Here is a 21,156-nt window from a genome sequence, read left to right as displayed (position 1 = left end):
CACAAATGAAAATAGCAGTAGCAGGAACCGGCTATGTAGGTTTATCAAATGCGGTGTTGTTGGCTCAGCATAACGACGTTAAAGCTGTTGACTTGATGGCCGAGAAAGTCGATTTAATTAATCAACGTAAATCGCCGATTGTGGACGCTGAAATTTCTGATTTTCTGGCGAATAAAGCGCTGAATTTGACCGCCACGACCGATGGTGACAGCGCCTATAAGGATGCTGATTATGTCGTGGTTGCAACCCCGACTGATTATGACCCAGAAACCAACTACTTTAATACTCGTTCCGTTGAAGCGGTGATAAAACAAGTATTGGCGGTGAATAAGAGTGCGGTGATTGTCATTAAGTCGACCATTCCTGTGGGTTATACCGCGTCGTTACGTGAGCAATTTGGTACCGATAACATCCTATTTTCACCGGAGTTTCTGCGCGAAGGCAAAGCATTACACGACAATCTGTACCCGTCCCGCATTATCGTCGGAGAACGCTCTGAGCGGGCAAAGGTTTTTGCCGACTTGCTGTTAGCTGGCGCTCAAAAAAGTGATATTCCGGTGTTATTCACAGACTCCACGGAAGCCGAGGCGATCAAACTGTTTGCCAATACCTTTCTGGCGATGCGTGTTGCGTATTTCAACGAGCTGGACAGCTACGCCGAAACACATGGCTTGAGCACTCAACAAATTATTGAGGGGGTGTGCTTGGATCCGCGCATCGGCTCACATTATAACAATCCATCTTTTGGTTATGGCGGCTACTGTTTGCCGAAAGATACGAAGCAGCTGTTGGCCAACTATGAAGATGTGCCACAGACGTTGATCAAAGCGATTGTCGAAGCAAACCGCACGCGTAAGGACTTCATCGCGAATTCGATTTTGGCCCGCAAGCCTGAGGTGGTCGGCATCTACCGACTGGTGATGAAAACCGGTTCTGATAATTTCCGGGCCTCTGCCGTGCAGGGCGTGATGAAACGCCTCAAGGCGAAGGGAATCGAGGTTATTGTCTACGAACCGGTGCTGAAGGCGTCGCACTTTTACAATTCACGCGTGATTGATGATCTTGAAACATTTAAGCAACAGGCCGATGTTATCGTGTCAAACCGTATGGAAGCGGTGCTCAGTGATGTTGCGGATAAAGTTTATACTCGTGACTTATTCGGCTCGGACTGATTGTAATTAAGAGGGACTATATTATGACGCTGATTAATGGCGCCGGCATCGCTTTGGATGCGAGTTATCAGGAACTGAGTATTGACGACTTACTCAGTCAGGTCAGACTACCGGAAGACTTTGCCCAAAAACGGCAACAGTTGATGCGTGGTGACTATAAAAATGTCAGCGAAAACCGCAACGTCACCCATACGTTATGCCGTTCGGTGCACGCCGTCAGCGGCTTGAGTAATCAGGAGTCGCGCTTTGCCCAGATGGTTAAGAAGCTACGCTCCGGGCGCTGGCTGGGTGCGACCGGTAAGCCCATCACCGCGGTGGTTAATGTTGGTGTGGGTGGCTCGGACTTGGGGCCTAATATGGGCTCGTTTGCGTTAAAGGAATTTGCCAACGACTCTGCCCTGAACGAACTGGACGTGCACTTTGTGTCATCAATGGACGGCGGTCAGCTTTATGCGGTATTGCCTATCATTGATCCCGAAACCACGTTGTTTATCATTGCTTCGAAGTCGTTCGGCACCATTGACACGCTGGCCAATATTGACACTGTGCGGCAGTGGATTAAGCCGCAATTGACGGAACAACAGTGGCTGGAAGCGCACGTTATTGGCGTTTCGTCCAACGCCAAGAAGATGACCGACTATGGCATTCCTGCAGCTCACCAGTTGACGTTTGGCGAGGGTGTCGGGGGGCGTTATTCGCTGTGGTCTGCGATTGGCTTACCGATCGCACTCAGTTGCGGCTTGCAGACGTTCGAGCGGGTGTTGGCCGGTGGCAAAGCCATGGACGAACATTTTGCCAGTGCGCCTGACGCTGAAAATATACCGGTGTTGATGGCGCTTTATGGCATTTATAACCGTCAGCAACTGGGCATCAACAACTTAGCAGTACTGCCTTATGACGGCCGCTTGCGGATGTTACCCAATTACCTGCAGCAGTTGGATATGGAGAGCAACGGCAAGCAAGCCTCGGCCGACAATCAAGCCATTGATTACCCAACCGGCCCTATCATCTGGGGCGGGTTCGGTCCGAATGGTCAGCACGCGTTTTTCCAGCATCTGCATCAAGGCTATGATCAGTTCGCGGCAGATTTCGTGTTGGTGCTTAAGCGCCAGGCACCGGGTTTTGCCCCTGAGGTTGCCGCGAAACTGGCGGAACAACAGCGGTTGTCGGTTGCCAACTGCCTGGCTCATCGGCAATTGATGAAATTTGGCTCGAAAAATACCGAGTCGCCACGCGACCATTACCCCGGCGGGCATCCGTCGAATCTTATTTTGATGGATGAGTTAACACCGGAAACTTTTGGTGCGTTGATCGCCGCGTATGAGCATAAAGTGTTTACTCAGGGTGTGTATTGGCAGATTAACTCCTTCGACCAACCGGGTGTTGAGTTGGGTAAGAAATGTGCGATTGATATCCTGGCCGCGGTTAACAATGACGAACCACCGGCATTTGATGAATCCACCAACGCGATTATTGAGAAGGCCCGTTCATGAGTACGAATATTGTTTGGCATAACACCTCGGTCAGCCATGAGGATCGCATCGCTCACAAGGGCCACCAACCGGCACTGCTTTGGTACACGGGCTTAAGCGGCTCGGGTAAGTCGACCATTGCCAATGCGGTGGACCGCAAGCTATTTGAATTGGGCTGTCACACCTATTTGCTGGACGGTGATAATGTTCGTCATGGGTTAAATAACGATCTGGGTTTTGGTGATGACGATCGGGTGGAAAACATCCGCCGCATCACCGAAGTGGCCAAGTTATTTGTGGATGCCGGGCTTATCGTGGGGACAGCGTTTATCTCACCGTTCAGAGCGGACAGGGCGCAGGCGCGTAAGATAGCCGGTGAGCGCTTTATTGAAGTGTTTGTCGATACGCCGTTGGCGATTTGTGAACAGCGGGATCCAAAGGGACTGTACGAAAAAGCCCGGGCGGGCGAGATTGCCAACTTCACGGGCATTTCGTCGCCCTACGAAGCGCCGGAGTCACCGGAGATCCATCTGCGTACCGCGGAAATGAGTGTTGAGGCTGCGGCTGAGCAAGTCACCGACTACCTGCGCCGTAAGGGCTTTATCTTTGAGGGTGCTGAGTAGGCAGAGAGCGCGGAGTTTTTTTATTGGAAAACATAACGCCGTGATTCTTTGGTGACAATGGCAGCGGTGCGGACGACAAGCACCACGCCTAATCCCACCAAAAAACCCTAACAATTGGGTTTCCCATTCAAAGTTTTTTCTCTGCGGTGAAAAACATAATTATTAAGGAGCTTGTTGATGTTGAAGGAATTGGAACAGATCGCGCGTGATGCTGGCGCGGCGATTATGGAGATTTATAACAGCGACGATTTTGATGTGCAGTTGAAGGGCGATGACAGCCCACTGACTAAGGCCGACCTGGCCGCACACCGGGTGATTGTTGACGGGTTAAGTCAACTGAATGAGCAGTACCCCATTTTGTCTGAAGAGTCTGCTGATATCAGCTGGGATAAGCGTCAGCAGTGGCAGCGTTACTGGTTGGTTGATCCACTGGACGGCACCAAAGAGTTTATCAAGCGCAACGGCGAGTTCACCGTCAATATCGCACTGATTGAGAACGGCGAGCCGGTTATGGGCGTGGTGTATGCGCCGGTGCTGGATGCCATGTATGTGGGCGACCGTGCTAACGGCGCAACGTTAAATGATACCCCGATTCAGATCGAGCAAAATACGCCTGAAACGTTGCGTATTGTTGGCTCGCGTTCACACGCTTCGCAGGAAACCACCGATTGGCTGGAGCAACTGGGCAAGCCCTACGAAATGGTACCGATGGGCAGTTCGTTAAAAATTTGTCTGGTAGCGGAGGGGAAAGCCGATATCTATCCGCGCTTAGGGCCAACCTCGGAGTGGGATACCGCGGCCGCGCACGCCGTGCTAAACGCCGCCGGGGGTTCCATTACCACCGTCGACGGAGAGCCGCTGCGTTACAACCAGAAAGACTCCTTCCTGAACCCGTACTTCATTGCCCGGTAGGTCGTGCCTCTGGCACGACGCGGAAGTTGTACCGTGCGCCCAAAGCGCACGGTACTGGAATCCTATTTGCGCAGATAAGGAATAAACATCAGTAGTGCCAGCGTGCTGACAAATAGCCCTGAATGCGAACCGGTGGCTAAATAGGACAGCACGGCGTAGTAGACAACATCAAACAGTAAGTACCCCGCGAACACACGCTTAAACCAGCTACTGCCGCGCCAGACAGCAACAATCAGTGCCAACTGCAGTGGCACGAATAACATCAGTTTCCAGCCCCATGTACCGATGAACGCACTGGCGAGGCTGTCGGTACGCTCACTCAACGGACCTAACAACGCGTCTTGGTAACTGTGAGCGAACTGTATATCAAACATAATCCAGTAGAAAAACGCGACGGTGTACGCCAGGTTGAGCAGTAAATACGCGCTAATGGTTTTCTTCGGTGCTGACGGTTGAGTCGCTGTCTCATGACTTTGCGTAGCCGCCCTTGTCGCTAACACCACCACTGCAACCAAATAGAATACTTCGGTCGCAATATATAACCCTCCTGCGAATACCCCCACGTTATCTTTCCGCGCAAAAGAGTAATAGGTTGCCGACAGGTTGTCCGATAAACCGGCTAAGTGCAGCAGGCTGATGAGCATTAGCTCAGCGTTGTGCAGGAAATCACTCACCCATTGCATCGGGTAGATGAACCAGTCAGCAAAGTAGATGGACGAGAAGGCACCAATGGTGACAGCAAGACCCAACAAAGCCATCATCCCGCCCGCTGGTGGTAAGCGACCGGTTAGCGTGGTGTGCATAGCGATCATGCGCTAAGAAATCCTTAAGTTTTTGTTTTTAAAAACTATACAGACCCTTTTGTGGTTCGGCAACTTTGTGGTTTGCGTGTATTGAGCGGCCTCAGCGGTGAGAAAGGCAGACTGACTTGCGCCAAAGGCGCAAGCTACAGGGTTTTGAGGAAGCTGAGCAGGGCCTGGCGTTCTTGGTCGCTGAGCTCAAAAGCCACCAATAACTCGGTGGTTTTTGGGTAGTACGCCTCTGGCGGCAAGTTCTTTGGCCGACGTGGTCGCGCCCCGCCATGCTCGTACATCCTTACAATCCCCTCTAACTGAGTAAACAACCCATTGTGCATCCACGGCTTGGTCAACACCAAGTGTCGTAGCGACGGCGTACGGAATGCCCCCATATCCTTGTTCAGACCTGTCACCTCATAACGTCCGAGATCTTCGAACTTACGCCCTAAATAGTGCAGGCCCATGTTGTGAAAGCGCTGATCGGACAACAGTGGGCCGTTGTGGCATTTCACACAGCCCGCTTTGGTCCGAAACAAATGCAACCCCAGTAACTGCTCGTCCGACAGAGACTGCCGTGCCGTTGACCAATCCTCTGCCGCCACCGCCAATAAAAAACGATCCAGCACCTGCTCCTTCGGATCATCCATCAGTGAGCGCTGAAACTCCGCCAACGCCTTCGCCAGTAACGACCAATCCAAATCAGACAAAGAGGTATTCAGCCCCTGTAACAGCGGCCGGTAATCTTCCGCCTTGCGCACCCACTCAACAATCGCTTTAGGACTGTGTGCCATTTCCAGCGGATCCTCCACCGGCATCACCGCTTGCGTTTCCAATGACGATGCCCGGCCGTCCCAGAAAAAATGATCCCACAAATGCGTATTGAGCAGCGCCGGTGCATTCCGGCGGCCTTCCTGATCACGCACCCCCAGCGAGCGGGCGCGCGGATCCGCAAAGGCGTGGCTGGCGAGATGGCAGGACGCACAACTGACTTCGGCCGTTTGTGATAAGCGCTTATCGTGAAACAGCTTCTCGCCTAACTCCACCAAGGGATCATCAAGAGCGGCCCGCAGCGGGTGCGGATCCGGCAGCGGTGCCAACGGCTGCGCCTCCTTGGGTAAGGCCGGCCACTGTGCTTGCGGCCGCAGATATTGCTGCCACAATGCTTCCGTCGATGGGTCTTCGTCGCTTCCGGCATGAGCAAACGGTGATAACAGTGCGAACGCCAACGAAAGCATTGCCCTCCGCGCAATCGACATTACCATCGGTATTCCGCCCCCAACCAGAAACTACGGCCGCTTTCCAGCCCTTGCTGACCTTCGGCGACGGAATAGGTGCGCTGATTGAGCACATTGTCAATTTCCACACTCAGGGTCAGCGGCCGCGCCATTAGCTCCAGCTGATACTGCACATTGGCACTGACCATGGTACGAGCCGGGCGTTCCGCGTCCTGATACACCGGGTATGCCAGTTCAACGTCCTCGCACTGCGTACAGAGCTGATCACGCTCAGCAAAATACCAACTGCCGGTGTCCACCGCACGTGTGTAGTCGCCCTGATAACTCACTGTTAGCGAGCTTCTCAGCGCATCGCTCCACTGACTGTGCACCGACAGACTCGCCACCAGCGGTCGACTGAAATCCTCGTTTAAACGGTTCAGATCATCCAAACTGATGAGCTGATAACGGCCATTACCCGTGGCACTGAGATACGCCACAATTTCATCTTCAGGCACCGAGTCCACCGAGCGGTCATAGGACGAACTGGAACTGAGGTTTTCGCTGTGACTGGTGTGCAGCCAGAACTCATGTTCATTCCATCGATACTGATACGACAGCGTCAACCGTTGGTACTCGCCGCTGCCGGCATTAGTTGCGGTTATGTAGGTGATGCCGTCCTGCTGTTGCGTGCTGCCGCGAGCCAGTTGCTCGCGTTGCCAGCGTTTTACCCCTTTAACCGACAGCACTCCACCGAACAATCGTTGCTTCAAGGCCAGGCTGAGTTCGTCGTTGTAGGGGGTACTGACGTCCTCAAACTGATAGCGAAACCGTTCTGCCTGTGCTGAGGTTGCCCAGTTGCCAACTTGTCCCTGGCTGATGGGACGAAACTGAGTCAGATAAGGGCGCCGCGCTTCACGCAGTTTGTAAGTGACCAGGTTGGCCGAGTAATAGCGGTTAGCGCCGGCAATTAAACGGGTTCCTGCAACCGGTTGATAACCCAGTTGCAGCCGCGGTGCGACATCGATATTGGCGAGAAAATCGTTGTAATCGGCTCGCAGTCCGAGGCGCAGATCCCAATCGTGCCAGCGGATTTGGTCATCGGCGTAGACGCTGAACTCGTTCATGGTCACTTCGATGTTCTCGATTGGGTAGACGCGACGATAGCGGAAGAACTGACCGCGTTGCAGCAGATTGTCCTGGTATGCCTGCAGATGCTCAGGGTTGGATAAGTCGATGTTGCCGCCCAGCTGAGCCGCCAGTTGCTCGAGTGGCATCGCCAGTTGCTGCTCAACACAGTCCAGCGTTTGGCCGTTACAGTCGATGTTGGCGTCACGGAACGGTGCGTTATAGATCACGGCGGTACTGCTACGATTACGCTCGATGGTCAGCAGGTTAGCGCTGGCGCCAAGGCTGAGTTCGTGGCTGGCCGCGCCGATGTCAAAGGCATCACGGTTAAGGTTGATGCGGGCGCTGAGATCCTGCTGGGTTTTATCCAAATCGCCGTAGCCGCCTTCGATGCTTAAGGCTTTATCACCGACAAAAGTGCCCCAGTCTTTGCCCGCTGCGCGGAACCAGGGGCGGTAATAATTGGGCGCCTGCCGGCTGTTTTCACTGAACGAATAGCCCAGTCGGGCGGTGCCTTGCCAGCGTTGCCATTGTTTTTCGGCGCTGATGCTGAGTTGGTGGCCACCACCGTCCTGGGTATAGCGGGAATCTTTGACGTCCGTTAATACATAGTCGCCCTGATAAGGGGAATAGGACGCGCTGACGCTGATCCGATCGAACAGTGCCTCAGCGCCAGGGGTATAGCTGTACTTAAGAAGGCTGGAGAGTGAACGGCGCTCGGTTTGCACTGGTTCGAACAACGAAATTTCACCAATGGTGGAGGTGGTCTGATTCACCGAGGCAAACAGTGCGTGTTCGTCGTTTAGCGGTAATGCGACGCTGAGACCTAGTGTCTGTTTGGCGAAGTCGGGGATCTCAATGTCATCCTCCCGTTCGGCCTGTTGTTGCAGTTGGTCGTCGGACAGCGTGCCACGCAAGTCGTAGTACCGGTATTCATTCCAATCGCTGAGCGAGCGGCGGTAGCGCAGACTGACGCTGGGTTCCTTAAAATCGCTCAGCTGACGCGCCTGAACATCGACCACGCCGCCGCTGAAACCGCCGTAGGAGGCCGGGATATTGCTGTCAAACACCGTCACTTGTTGCACAAGTTCTTGGTTAATAAACTGGTTCTGCGGGTGTCCCTGTACGTCATTCACGGATGCTGTGGAACGCGATGCGGCTGCCGGGTCGATGCGTGAATTGTTGGCCAGACCGTCAAAATAAAAGCCGGTCTGCCAGGGTTGGGCGCCGGAAATCGAAATCAACTGACTGCGGATTTCCTGCTGCAGATCGATGTTGTAGGCCTCTTCTGACACTTGCACGCCGGGTAGGAACGTCAGCATATCGGTGATGTTACCGTTGCCCTGGTTGCGAAACGTCAGAAACTCGCGGCTTAAATCATAGCGGCCGCTGAGCGAGAGGGTTTCCGGAAACCAGCGATAGCCCAGTACTTCGATGCGCTCATCGACGTCGACGTTAGCGTCAGGTTGTTCGTTCGCATCGGTGTCGGTCTCGGCGGCCGCACCGAAACTCAGTGCGGCCGCTAATGTTAACGTTAAGGTGGCGAACAGCGATAAGCTACGCATATCAGACTCCGTCGTCGGCGCTTAGCGGTGCCGGGTCATCCTCGTCGACAATGCCGTCGTTATCAGCATCGTTATCGGCGCTGATGCCACTGGCTTCGATGGCTTCGTCCGTAGCTTGTTCGGCGAAGAAGTTGGCCAAACCATCCTGGTCGGTGTCGACGCTGGCAACTGCGGTTGCTGGGAAGTCATCCTGTTGTGCTTGTTGCAGGCTGACGGTTGCCAACAGTTGCTCGACTTCGGCGGCACCGAAGCTGCTCAGTTGCGCGAGACGCTCAGCGTCCGCGTAACGACGCTGTGCACTGAGTGCCGTGATGACGTCCTCGGCCGTGCTGACCTGTGCAGCCGCCGGTAACTGTTCGAAGCGGTCAATCAGTTCATCACTGAGGGCGGTGGTCAGCGCGTCAAAACGAGTTAGTAGCTGCTGATAGACTGAAGCTTCCAGCTCGACGCCGACGGCCGCGCGCACCTGTTCAATCAGTGACGGCCGCTCGAATACGGTTTCGTCGTTACCGTCTACCGCGGCGATCACGCTAAGGTGAGCGGCTAAGGTATTGACGGCGCTCTCGCTGAGTTGTGGATAAGCGGGGTGCTCGCTGTCGCTCCAGCGCTGTTGCAATGGTTCCAGTAACGCCAGCATTGGCTCGAACGCGGCCGCAGAACCATAAGCACGAGCTAGGCGCAGCGTCAGCGGCTCCAGCGTTTGCCATTGGTCATCGGTTTCCGTCGGTAATTGCTGCAGTGCCTGTTGTGCACGATCTAACTGCGCTAATTGCCCTTCGCTATCGCCGACAAATTGATACAGGTCGGCGATATCGATGTACGCTTCAATTTGATCAGCAGCGGTGATGATGACCCCGTCGGGTTGACCAAACAGCTTGTCGGCGATGGTGTTGCAGGCGTTGATGATGGTGGCGTTCAGATCCGCTGCTGTGCTGTCATCGAGGCTCAGGTTGGCTGCGTACTGCAGGTATTTAAGACAGCCGCGGGTACTGGTGGTGTACAGGCGCGAGGTTTGTTCCGTCAGATACGCGTCGCTTTGCATCAGCGTAATGCCGGCTTCGAGCATGGCCGCGGCCGCCTGCTGATAGTTCATTTGTGCCAACAAACCACCGGTATAAGGTGAATTCGCGGTACGGCCGGAAAACGCTTCCTGACGCCCGCGCAGATCGTCGGGGTAGGCTTGTTCAATCAGCGCGATGGCCTGCTCGATGTCGGCGTTGCTGCCGTCACCGTTAAGAATGGTGGCCAACGCCCGGGCTTCGTTCACGTTATCCTCAGCGCGAGCCTTACTGCGGCTGTCAGCGGGGATCAGTGCCAGCGGCAGGTTTTCCAGTTCGGGATACAGTAACGCGAAGTAGCGCGCGGCCTGCACCAGCGGGAAGTCGTACTCCTGCAGTGTTACGTCTGCGTTAGGTTTGGCCGGGTAGCTGTAATCCGGGTCGTAATCGGCGTCGGTGTAATAGGAGAGCGTCCATGCCAGCATCTCCTTGGCGGCTTCGAACTCGCCAAGAGTAAGAAAGTAATCCAGCGCGAAGCTACCATACAGCGGCGCGAGTTGGTATTTGATTTCACCGGCGTTATCGCCGTTTCGTTGGATCTGATAACCAGTTTGGCGTACCAATCGCGAGACGTTCTCAGCGGCCGCGAGGGCGGCATCAAAGTTAGCCTGGCTGCGATCGTCGACATAGCGTTGGATCAGTGCCGCGGCGTTGTTGCGGTAGCTGGTGACGATAAAGCCGAACTCGGTGCTGTACTCGTTATCGATGCCACCAAGCTCAGTTGCCAGGGTGTCAAGAAACGCAATGATGGGAGCCGCGCCGCCGCTGTCATTGGCGTCGTTGAAGTCGTTGATCAGGCCGAGCAGAAATTGGCTGTCGGCCGGGCGCAGGTTATTGATGCCGTTGTCAGCGATGTAACTTTGGTATTGCTCAAAACTGCTGAGGCGTCGTTGCCGTGCCTGATCGGTTTGGTTAAAGCGATCGTGGGTCAGAGCCAGGGTGCGGAACGCTTCGGCTTTACCCTGCTGTGAGTTGATACGGTTGTTGATAATGTCATTCGCCTGAGTTGCCAGTGCTCCCTGCTGGTAGCCGCTGGCCAAAGCGATGAGCGCCGGCTGGGCGATAACGTCGTCGCTGAGTTGCGTCAAACGCTGTTCCGCGGCGTTGAGGTGCGATTGCGCAGAGCGATAATAGTACGCGGCTTTCTCGCTGTTGCTGCTGTAGGCCGGGATCAAATCGACGGTAACGTCGACGCTGACGGTGCCGTCGCTGGCGCTGACTACAAAGTTTTCGGCGGGTAGGCTGAGTTCGTCGAGGGTATAGTCAAACACGCCGTCACTGCCAAGCGCGATGGTGCCTTTTTCAGGTTGAGTTGCAACGCTGAGCGAAACGTCGTCGCCGTCGACATCAGTGACTTGCAGTTCACCGCGGTAGGTCTGCTCATCGATAAGGCTGATGCGGGTGCTGGTGACTTCTGGAGCGTCATTAACGGGGGTGACGGTAAAGCTGAGCTGGTAACGGGTGTCACCGGCTTCGACGGTGGCGCTATCGCTGCCGTTATAATTCTCGTCTGGGGTGTAGGTGACACGTTGGTCGGAGACACTGATACTGCCGTTGCTGGCGTCACTGATGACGATGGCGGTGCTGGTAAACAGAGTGTCGCTTTGCCACTGCGTGTCTTCGGCCAGGCTGGCGCTGATTTGTTCCGTGCGGATGTTGTCGCCGTCACTGCCGCCCCCGCAGGCGCTGAGTGTGAGAAGGGCTGTAGTTATGAAAGAATATTTGAAAGTTCGCATGTAAAGCTCCGGTCATTCAATTTTGGCTGGATCATAATGCGAACTATTCCCATTTGCAACAATTTGAGGGCGCAGAGGTTTTTATTGGAAAACACAAACTCTGACTCATTGGGTTTTCCATTAGAAATGTTTTCTCCGCGTACTCTGTGGCCTCAGCGGTGAAAAAGTTTTTGTGGCGTGGAGTAAGCGGTTGACTGTTTGATGACAAATTAACCGGCATCTGCTATAACATCTAAACGCTTATTAATTATCAATGCATAAAAGCCTGCATAAAACATGAGTTTTAATAGCAAAAAATATATATAACAATGAGTTATATATAAAAATCATCCATGCATTTTCGATGCAAATTTCGTGTTTTACGAGCGCTACCCTGAGCTATTCAACCAATGTCTGAACTTGATAAAAACATAGTATTAACATTAACGTCTGGGCCAATGTCGGCGGCTCAGATTGCTCGTATTTTGGGTGTTGATGCAACAACGGTGTCGCGGCGGCTGGGTCGTTTGGGTTCACAAGTACTTAAAGCCGGCGAGGGGCGTGCGACGCGTTGGGGTCTGCGGCGCAGCTTACCGATGCTCCCGGGGCATTCTGTATTGCCAGTTTACCGGGTTGATGCTAGCGGCAAAGCGGAGAAAATGGCTTTGCTCAATATCGTTCATCCTGATGACAGTTACTTGGTGGAATATTTTCGATCGAATGATGCTAGCGGTAAGGTACTGTCGGAGTGGAAGTTCTATCAGTCTTTGCCGTGGTGGTTGTCCGACATGAGACCACAGGGGTTTCTAGGACGCTCTTTTGCCAATCAGTTGCGGAGTCAAGGCGAGTTATTGGATGCTGACCCCAGTAAATGGTCGGAAGATACGACGCTGGCGGTGCTGGCGAAGTTTCCGCAGGACCATGTTGGTAATCTCTTGGTCGGTGATGTGGCCTATTCCCGGTGGCTAGAGAGGCCACAAGATATGGCCGTTAGCGATGAGCAAGCGGCCATCAAGGCGGATGCTATAGCGCGTGGTGAGCATTTTGATTCATCGGCTAAAGGTGAGCAGCCTAAGTTTGTTGCAACCCTCGATGAGGGTGAATGTATCGTTAAATTCTCTGGTCGGGTGATGCAAACGGAGCTTGATTCCGTCGCTAATCGGTGGGCGGATTTACTTAATGCAGAAGCACTCGCGGCGGCTGCACTGAATACCGTCATCGCCGATGTTGCTGCTCACAATCGCGCGTTCAATGTTGATGGACGAACGTTGCTTGCCTCTCCGCGGTTTGATCGTACTGGGCAGGGTGGGCGCGTCGGGGTTATATCGTTTGCGAGTTTGGACTTAGAGTTTGTCGGGCGGGCTAATGGGCATTGGCCTGATGTTGCCGACGTTTTGTATCAGCAAGGGGTTATTACCGAAAATGCGGTGACCCGGTGCAAGGTTGCTTGGGCTTTTGGTCAACTTATTGCTAATTCTGACATGCATTTAGGTAACGTTTCAGCGCTCAATTCTGGTGGGCGACCTTATGAGCTGGCGCCGATCTATGACATGCTACCGATGCATTACTCGCCAACCTCGGCAGGAGATTTACCCTCGGAACCGTTTAACATTCGTTTTCACCCGAATGTTCCAAAGATATGCTGGCAAACCGCGCAAGTCGCGGCCGTCAAGTTCTGGCATAGCGTGTTAGAGAGTGGTGTTATCAGCAGCCATTTTAAGTATTTGGCTGCGCAGCAGCTGCAAGTGGTTACGGACTATGCGCGGACGATTGAGCGGATGGCATAAACCCAGCCTGCTTACCGCTGAGACATGCTCACCGCGGAGGGCGCGGAGGTTTTTATTGGAAAACACAAAACCTGACCGATTGGGTTTTCCATTAGAGATGTTTTCTCCGTGTACTCAGCGGCCTCAGCGGTGAAAAGAGTCGTTGCGCTGAGCAGATTGACTTGCGCCAAAGGCGCAAGCTACGAGATCAGTGGTCGATTCGCAGCGACTAATGGCGTTTTAATTTACAGGTCTAACCTGTTAGCCTATATGTAATCGCTTACATCGAGCTTGAAACACTTTGTAACAATCCGTGTTACAAATTTTTAATAAAAGTTAATAGAATGTGTCTTCAGAAATGTTGATGCCGCGTTAAAGGCGCGACATCGTTATCGCTTGCACCGTTGGTGCAAGTATAAAAACAACAAGAAGAGGGCATTATGGCTCGAAATACCTTTAAGCTGACGGCCTTGTCGGCGGCTGTACTCCTGGGCTTGACTGCCTGTGGTGGTGACGGAGACACCAACTTTGCTCCGGACGTGAGCGCACAGAACATAAACGGTGGGCTGCAATGGGTCCCCGTAACCGGTCAAGTGACCGCTACCGATGCGAATAATGATTCGTTATCTTTTTCAGCAAGTGTCGTGGCTTCTGAAGGAGGAGAAACCCCCGGAACGGTTTCTATCGATGGTAGTGGTCACTTCTCTTACGTTCCTCTGACAACCGAACCTGCAACCATTAATATTTCTGTCAGTGATGGCACGGAAACGACAACGGCACAGGTGCAGGTAACTGGCATTGCCGGTGACCCGCTCACCTATCAACAATGGCACCTGCGCAATACTGGGCAAAAAGCCTATGCGCAAAGTGAAGAATTCCTGACCTTCCTGGTTGAAGTTTTAGGGTATTCGGAAGAATTGGCACTTGAACTTTTCTTTGACGAGTCTGTGTTCCAGGCTGGTGAAGACATGAATATCGTCGAAGCGCATGCTCAAGGCGCGTTTGGACAAGGTATGATGGTTGGTGTTATCGATTCGGGTCTGGAAATCAATCACCCGGATTTACAAGCTAATATTGCGGCGAATAAATCACTCAACGTCATTCCGGACGCCATGAATAAAATGGACCCAACCAGCGCCTCTCAAATGGGTGATCATGGTACCTCGGTTGCTGGTCTTATCGCGGCTGTAGCGGGTAACGACGAGGGTGGCCGTGGTGTGGCACCAATGGCGAAAGTCTTTGGTATCAACTATTTAGGAGGCCAGGGTACACAAACCATGCTGAACGCCGGTTTGTCACACGGCCTGCCAGGCAGTGGCATTACAGAGAGTGACCCGGTTATCGCGTATAACCGAAGCTACGGAATTTCCGTGCCGTTTGCCCTGTACTCATCGGCGACCGATGAAGCTTTCGAACAATACGTTATGCTGGGCTTACGTGACGGCAAGGGTGCGCTTAACGTTAAGTCAGCGGGTAACTCGTTTAACGACACCGGTAGTGCCGGTTACTTTTCTAATATCTGTGACGCGACGGGCGCCATCAGCCTTGGCTTGAGCTGCCTCAACGGTAACTTTGATCCGTCTAATGCCAGCTTCTTTACGACCACCGTTGCCGCAGTTAACTCGGACGGTAACCACACCAGTTATTCTACCGCCGGTTCTAACGTGTTTGTTTCAGCACCTGCCGGAGAATATGGTTATGCCGCTCCTGCTATGGTAACCACAGACCAGTCGACCTGTTTACGCGGCTATTCAAGCTTCCCGCGTCAGGACTCAACGGACGCTTCGACCGGTATCCCTGGCTATTTCGCCGGCTTGTATCCGTTTAACGCGCCGGGTCACCCTGAGAACCCGAACTGTAATAACACCTCGACGTTCAACGGTACGTCTTCTGCGGCGCCTAACGCGTCGGGTGTTGTTGCGCTGATTGGCTCGGCCAACCCGGACTTGAGTGCACGTGAAATCCGTCACATTCTGGCGAATACATCCACTCAGGTTGATGCGGATGATGCCGGTGTTGTTCTACCGGTGGGCGACGGTGAGTTTGTCGCTGATGCGGGCTGGGTAACGAACGCAGCAGGCTATAACTTTAACATTAAGTACGGTTTTGGCCGCGTTAATGCCGGTGAAGCCGTGCGGATGGCGAAAGAAATGTCGGCCGGCAGCATGGGGCCATTAGCTTCAACGGGTTGGTTGGACGTATCACCGGAAGCGCCGATTGAGATCCCGGATAACAACGCTGAAGGCGCGTCGTACAGCTTTGAAGCGCCGGCTGGTCTGGTACTGGAAGGTTTACAGTTCCGTCTGACCGTAGCGAACGATGACTTTGCTGGCTGTAGTCTTTCTACCGCAGGTAATGACCTGGCGGTTGAAGTGACGTCACCTGCAGGCACGACCACGCAACTGCTGACTGGCCGCCAGGCAATCAATGTTGGTGCTGATGGTTGGTGTAGTGAGTACATTCTGGAAGACAGCGTGTTCCTCGCTAACGCATTCTATGGTGAAGCGTCAGGTGGTGAATGGACTGTTCGCTTGGTTGACACCAACGGCAGCGACCTGGTTGCCGATGGACGCGCACTGGGCGGTTCAGCACAAGCAACCTTTGCAAACAACAGCACACCGTCACGCCTTGAAGCGATTCAAGTTCGTGCCTTCGGTCACCAATAAGAGCGTCAGGAGAAAGACATGAAATTAGTAACGTTATTTGCACTGGCAGCCTCTGGTCTGATTGCGGCAAGTGCCTCTGCACAACAATTACCAACTCCGAAAGTTGGAGAAACTATCGATAATCCACAATTTATTGGCGGTGATCGTGACTACAAGGGTTACCAGTTCACTAAGTTACCTGAGCCACGCGCAGGCGTTGACTTTTCTGAGCGTTCAGGTGAGCAATTATTGGCTGGTACCGAAATGGTCAATACGCTGTCGGGTAAAGAAGCATACGTTTCAGGCATTGTCTCCGTGCTGATGGATGGCACGGATATCGATGCGCTGGCTCAGCAGTTCGGTTTGACCGTTGAACGCCTGTACGGTCGTCTGAACCTGGCGCTGCTGCGTGCCCCAGAAGGCACTGAAATGTTGCAGCTACGCCGCGACATGATGGCGTTTACCGGTGTTAACAACGTCGATATCGAAATCGTTGAAGACATTCGTGAACCGCACGTGATTAAGTAGGTCGCGCATTCTGCGCGACAAATAAAAACGCCCTCCGGTCTTGGAGGGCGTTTTTTTATGCCTAATGGTACGCCGCGCCTTTGGCGCGACTATCTATGCCATCAGAATGAATAACTCACCTTCGTGTAAACAAAGCGGCCGCGTGGGTTATGCACACTTGGTGCATAGCCGTACAGGTCGTTGTTAAACGCTTCGGGTGGCTCTTCGTCGAACAGGTTGGTTGAACCTAAGGTTACACGCAGTTCCGGTGTTACGTCGTAGTAAGCCTGTAAATCGACCAATAATTGGCTGTCGACGATACGGGTTTTCGACGCTTCAACGTCAGCAGGTGCCTGATAGTCCTCAAACTCGCCGATGTAGTTCAGGTTCAGGTTGACACCGAAGGTATCACGAGCCCATTCGGCACGGCCGGTCCAGCGGTGCTCCGGGTACTCGTATTCGCCGGCGTAATCGATACCGTCTTTCTCGAACTTACTCATGTAAGACCAGTCAAGACCCAAGCGAATGTTGCCGATGTCCTGCAGTTCCCAATTGTAGTTCGCGGATAGGTCGATACCGGCCGCTTCCTGGCTGGATAAGTTAACGTAAGTGTTGTACAGCACCGCTAACTCACCAAGTTCGTCACCCGGTAACGGTGGGCGGCGTTCGCAGATGGTGCTGTTCTGATCGCCACAGTGCTCCGCATAGACGTTTTCAAAATCGTTCTGAACAATTTTGTTGTCCTGCTCGATTGACCAGTAGTCAGCTGATACATCAAAGGCGTCGGTTACTTGCCAGATACCACCGATGTTGTAGTTTGAAGATTCTTCTGGCTCAAGGCCGTCAGAACCTGAGAAGACAATGGTGTAATCCAATGGTACACAGCTTTCGCCGTCCGCTTCACAACGATAGGTATCGGTGAAGAACGTTGATACCTGCGACGGACCTAAACCAATTTGTGCCAATGACGGTGCGCGGAAGCCTTCACCGTACGACGCACGCAGAGTGACATTGTCCGACGGACGCCATTGCAGTTTTGCCTGTGGATTAAAGGTAGAACCAAAGTCACTGTAGTCATCGTGACGACCGGCAACGGTTAGCTCTAGTTGGTCAGTCAGCGGTACCAGGAACTCGACATAAGCGGCCCATTGATCACGCGCTGCTTGTGCCTGAACGGATTCGGTACCAAAGATCAGCCCGCGCTGGAACTGGTCGTCCGGCTGGTCGAAAACGTCTTCTTCACGGTACTCAAGACCTGCAGCCATTGAGATCCACCGATCGCCCCACTGGAACGCTTCGCCGGCAATGCTGGCATCTACAGCGGTCAGGTGTGATTCACCGCGACGCACCAGCGAAGTGGTGATGTTGTTGATGACTTCCGGATCGTTAACGGTGCCGCCGAACGGGTTGTAGTTACCAAGATTAATTTGCTCCTGCAGGAAGTCTGTACGAACCCAGCCTTGCTCACGCGAACCGGTTTGCATGCCTTCACTGCGGCCTTTTTGGTAAGAAACGTCCCAGTTCCAGCCATTCAGATCACCGCGTAAACCGGCGATAAAGCGCAAGGTGTCAGACTCGACGTCCCAAATACGCGCACCGGCATCAACGGTACGGAAGAAGTTAATGTCGACGCGCTCGCCCCATGGGTTGTTCGGGTGATCGGCCGGTACGTATAGCCCAGCGTCTGCATCCAGTGGCGTTGGCGCACCGCCGGCCATCGAACGGTTATGCTGTGCTGCGATTTCGATGTAACCTTCAACGTTGCGGCTTAGCTCGCGGCGTGACTGAATGATGGCACCAACACGTTCTGCTTCCGGGAAGATTTGTGCGTAGGGGCCATAGTCAAATACGCAGCGGGTACCAACCAGCGAATCAGGTGGGCAGTCCGGATCTGGCTGCTCGGCACCGTCGACAATAAAGCTACCCGGGAAACCGCGTGATGAGCGGAAGTCGTTACCACCGTATGGCGCTTGGTTAGCAGTACCGTTGCGGCCAAATTCAGCACCGAAGATGGAGGTGTTTTTCCAGTAGTCCATGATGATGGTGGTGTTGCCTTTGTCGTCCCCGGTACCCCACACCAGACTCATGGTCGATTCTTCATAGTTGACGTCACCGGTGGTACCGCCGTGACTGACCGACAGCTCGGTACCAACGAAGTCATCACGCAGGATGATGTTGACAACACCGGCAACGGCGTCAGAACCGTAAATGGCCGATGCGCCATCCTTTAAGATATCGATACGCTCAATGGCGGCGACTGGGATGGTGTTGATGTCGACGAAAGAGTTCGCAACGCCTTCGGCAAATGATGAAACGGCAACGCGGCGGCCGTTCAGTAACACCAGCGTTGAATCGGCGCCAAAGCCACGCAAACTGATGGCGGCAGAGCCGTTGGCGGTGGTGTCCTGACTGTTACCCTGGGTTGAGAAGGTGCCCACACCGGCCGATGGCAGGCGCTCGAGCAATTGTTGCAGGTTGTTAAAGCCGGAGGCTTCAATGGCTTCGCGGTCAATCACTTCAACCGGCGAAGCGCCTTCCATATCGGTACGGTTAATCCGCGAACCGGTAACCTGAATACGCTCTAAGCGTTCGTCCTCGGCTTGTGCCTGATCCTGTTGTGCGTAGCTGACCGGAGACGCAAAGACCGCCCCGATAGCCAACGCGCACAACGAATATTTGAATGTGCTTTTCATTGTTTTTGTTCCCTGTGATTCTTATAAACAACAAACGGCTTGTCATTTTAATGACACATTCTTTATTACACTTAATTAACACCTAATCAAGATCATATCTTGTTAGTCATACTAAAGTTGAACGTCTAATCGTTCTTGGGTCTTTGACGCTCCAGACCTTTGGCGGGTTTAGAGCCTTCGGCTGGTATGGGCGCTTCGCGCGGTGTAGCTCGCTGCCTTCGGCGCGAGGGTGTAGGGGCTTCGCCCGTCAAATCGCGAAGCCTACCCCGGCCGCAGGCCCTAAACCGGCGACGCCCTGCACCGCGAGCAAAGCGAGCCCAAAACTCGTTTGTCTTGCGGCTGTAACATTCCCGAGGTACGATCGCTCCACATTTGTTGTGGAGAATTCTGACATGAAACGCACTCTTCTTGCGGCGTCAGTTGCCTTGCTGTCGACCGCAGCAGTGGCTGATGACCACCAAAAACCGAACATTATTTATGTCATTGGCGACGGTATGGGGTTTGAATTCATCAGCGCCTACCGATACGCGATGTCGGATTTGGAAACTAAAAACATAGCACCGACGCAGTTTGATGATGTGCTGACCGGCGCGGCGACCACTTACCCGGAAGACGATACCTGGGTGACGGATTCGGCAGCAAGCGCCACGGCGCTGGCGACGGGTGAGAAATCGTACAACGGCGCCATTGGTATGGATAACGACAAAACCTCACTGAAAACCGTGATGGAATACGCCAAAAACAACGGGTATATGACCGGTTCGGTATCGACGTCACAAGTTAACCACGCTACGCCGGCCTCGTTTTTCTCGCACCACCCGTCGCGTTACGAGTACAACGAAATCGCTGATTTGATGGCACAACAGTACATCAAGAATGAAGCATCCTATGACGTGCTACTTGGTGGTGGTCAGCAATACTTTGTGCGTGAAGACAAAGATTGGGTGTCGTTGCTGGAGCAACATGGCTTGCAGGTGATTCAGGACATGCAGATGCTGGATCAGGTTGAGCAGCCGCCGGTGATGGGCTTGTTTGCACCTAAAGGTTTGCCGCACGCCATCGATGAAGGTAAAGACTCACTGGCGCGCATGACTTCAACCGCGCTGCGTCTGTTGTCAGCAGACGATAAGCCATTCGCGCTGATGATTGAAGGCAGTCAAATCGATTGGTGTGGTCACGCCAACGACATCGCTTGTGCGGTACACGAAATGGACTCCCTGAACAAGGCGCTGGAAGTGGTGGATGAGTTTATTAAAAATAACCCCAATACCTTGTTTGTGATGACCGCCGATCACTCGACCGGTGGCCTGACGCTGGGGCGTGACGGTGAATATGCGTGGTACTCAGACCGGGTGATGGCGATTGAGAGTTCGATTGCGACAATGCGCTCTGAGCTGTTGGAGATGGACGCCGACAAGTGGGCTGACTACGTTGCTGATAAAGTGAACGTTGAGCTAACGCAGGAGTACGTCGATGAGCTGGCGTTGGCGGCCGAACAGCAGGGCGAAGATCGTGAAGACGCGCTGCACAAAGCCCTGGTGTACATTACCGGCGACATTACCGGCACCGGCTGGACCAGCAGCGGCCACACCGCCGTTGACGTACCCATCTTCGCCCGCGGCCCGCACGCCGAGCAGTTCCGCGGTTACATGGACAACACCGACATTGGTAAGCGTTTGATCGAGATTGTTAAATAGGCTCGCTGCGCTCGCGGTTTAGGCCCTGCGGGCGGTTTAGGCTCGCTTTGCTCGCGGTTTAGGCCCCGCGGGCGGTTTAGGCTCGCTGCGCTCGCGGTGTAGCTTGCTGCCTTCGGCGCAAGGGTTTAATGGGCGAAGCCCATACCCCGCGAAGCCTAAACCGCCCGAAGGGCCCCAAAGTTTGGTGATTAA

At 53.6% G+C, this 21,156-nt stretch carries 13 protein-coding genes; 8 read left to right on the top strand and 5 right to left on the bottom strand.

Annotated features, from left to right (window positions below; all coding sequences use genetic code 11):
• Nucleotides 1-5 precede the first annotated feature (5 nt).
• The 4 genes from CWE23_RS03705 to cysQ all read left to right on the top strand — a co-directional run bounded on the left by CWE23_RS03705 (nt 6) and on the right by cysQ (nt 4,179).
• On the top strand, nt 6-1,172 hold the full coding sequence (locus CWE23_RS03705; RefSeq protein ID WP_126819524.1) for a nucleotide sugar dehydrogenase: 1,167 nt from the start codon (nt 6-8) through the stop codon (nt 1,170-1,172).
• A 23-nt stretch (nt 1,173-1,195) separates the two neighbouring features.
• Nucleotides 1,196-2,665, top strand: a complete 1,470-nt coding sequence (gene pgi / locus CWE23_RS03700; protein WP_126819523.1) for a glucose-6-phosphate isomerase — start codon at nt 1,196-1,198, stop codon at nt 2,663-2,665.
• A complete protein-coding gene (gene cysC, locus CWE23_RS03695) occupies nt 2,662-3,267 on the top strand; it encodes an adenylyl-sulfate kinase (protein ID WP_126819522.1) in 606 nt (201 codons plus the stop codon). Before pgi ends, cysC begins: the two co-directional genes overlap by 4 nt.
• A gap of 177 nt (nt 3,268-3,444) precedes the next feature.
• Nucleotides 3,445-4,179, top strand: coding sequence for a 3'(2'),5'-bisphosphate nucleotidase CysQ (gene cysQ, locus CWE23_RS03690; protein ID WP_126819521.1), 735 nt, complete (start codon nt 3,445-3,447; stop codon nt 4,177-4,179).
• Between the two features lie 62 nt (nt 4,180-4,241).
• Here the strand turns inward: cysQ and CWE23_RS03685 are convergent, their stop codons facing one another.
• The 4 genes from CWE23_RS03685 to CWE23_RS03670 all read right to left on the bottom strand — a co-directional run bounded on the left by CWE23_RS03685 (nt 4,242) and on the right by CWE23_RS03670 (nt 11,677).
• Nucleotides 4,242-4,991 (bottom strand): hypothetical protein, encoded by a 750-nt coding sequence (locus tag CWE23_RS03685; protein ID WP_105305757.1) that lies wholly within the window; start codon nt 4,989-4,991, stop codon nt 4,242-4,244.
• A 134-nt stretch (nt 4,992-5,125) separates the two neighbouring features.
• The gene (locus tag CWE23_RS03680) at nt 5,126-6,211 is read right to left on the bottom strand and encodes a cytochrome-c peroxidase (protein WP_157982904.1); all 1,086 of its coding nucleotides are present in this window, start codon (nt 6,209-6,211) and stop codon (nt 5,126-5,128) included.
• Between the two features lie 20 nt (nt 6,212-6,231).
• Entirely contained in the window at nt 6,232-8,883 is a 2,652-nt protein-coding gene (locus CWE23_RS03675) for a TonB-dependent receptor plug domain-containing protein (RefSeq protein ID WP_126819519.1), read from the bottom strand.
• A gap of 1 nt (nt 8,884) precedes the next feature.
• Complete coding sequence (locus CWE23_RS03670; protein WP_126819518.1) at nt 8,885-11,677, bottom strand: Ig-like domain-containing protein; 2,793 nt, start codon at nt 11,675-11,677, stop codon at nt 8,885-8,887.
• 389 nt (nt 11,678-12,066) lie between these two features.
• Between CWE23_RS03670 and yjjJ the strand changes: the two genes are divergently transcribed.
• The 3 genes from yjjJ to CWE23_RS03655 all read left to right on the top strand — a co-directional run bounded on the left by yjjJ (nt 12,067) and on the right by CWE23_RS03655 (nt 16,595).
• Nucleotides 12,067-13,443: a type II toxin-antitoxin system HipA family toxin YjjJ gene (gene yjjJ, locus CWE23_RS03665; RefSeq protein WP_126819517.1), complete on the top strand. Its 1,377-nt coding sequence runs from the start codon at nt 12,067-12,069 to the stop codon at nt 13,441-13,443.
• Nucleotides 13,444-13,862: 419 nt separating this feature from the next.
• Nucleotides 13,863-16,088, top strand: a complete 2,226-nt coding sequence (locus tag CWE23_RS03660; protein WP_126819516.1) for a S8 family serine peptidase — start codon at nt 13,863-13,865, stop codon at nt 16,086-16,088.
• 18 nt (nt 16,089-16,106) lie between these two features.
• On the top strand, nt 16,107-16,595 hold the full coding sequence (locus tag CWE23_RS03655; RefSeq protein ID WP_105305768.1) for a hypothetical protein: 489 nt from the start codon (nt 16,107-16,109) through the stop codon (nt 16,593-16,595).
• A 101-nt stretch (nt 16,596-16,696) separates the two neighbouring features.
• On the opposite strand, the gene CWE23_RS03650 is transcribed toward CWE23_RS03655, so the two are convergent.
• Nucleotides 16,697-19,267 carry a TonB-dependent receptor gene (locus CWE23_RS03650; protein WP_105305769.1) on the bottom strand — a complete coding sequence of 857 codons (2,571 nt, stop codon included), beginning with the start codon at nt 19,265-19,267 and terminating at the stop codon, nt 16,697-16,699.
• A 392-nt stretch (nt 19,268-19,659) separates the two neighbouring features.
• Between CWE23_RS03650 and CWE23_RS03645 the strand changes: the two genes are divergently transcribed.
• The gene (locus tag CWE23_RS03645; RefSeq protein WP_126819515.1) at nt 19,660-20,964 is read left to right on the top strand and encodes an alkaline phosphatase; all 1,305 of its coding nucleotides are present in this window, start codon (nt 19,660-19,662) and stop codon (nt 20,962-20,964) included.
• Nucleotides 20,965-21,156 lie beyond the last annotated feature (192 nt).

Source organism: Idiomarina aquatica (assembly GCF_003987185.1).
GTDB classification, from domain to species: Bacteria; Pseudomonadota; Gammaproteobacteria; order Enterobacterales; family Alteromonadaceae; genus Idiomarina; species Idiomarina aquatica.
The sequence above is the reverse complement of the archived record's forward strand: the minus strand, read 5'-3'. Positions and strand labels throughout refer to the sequence as shown.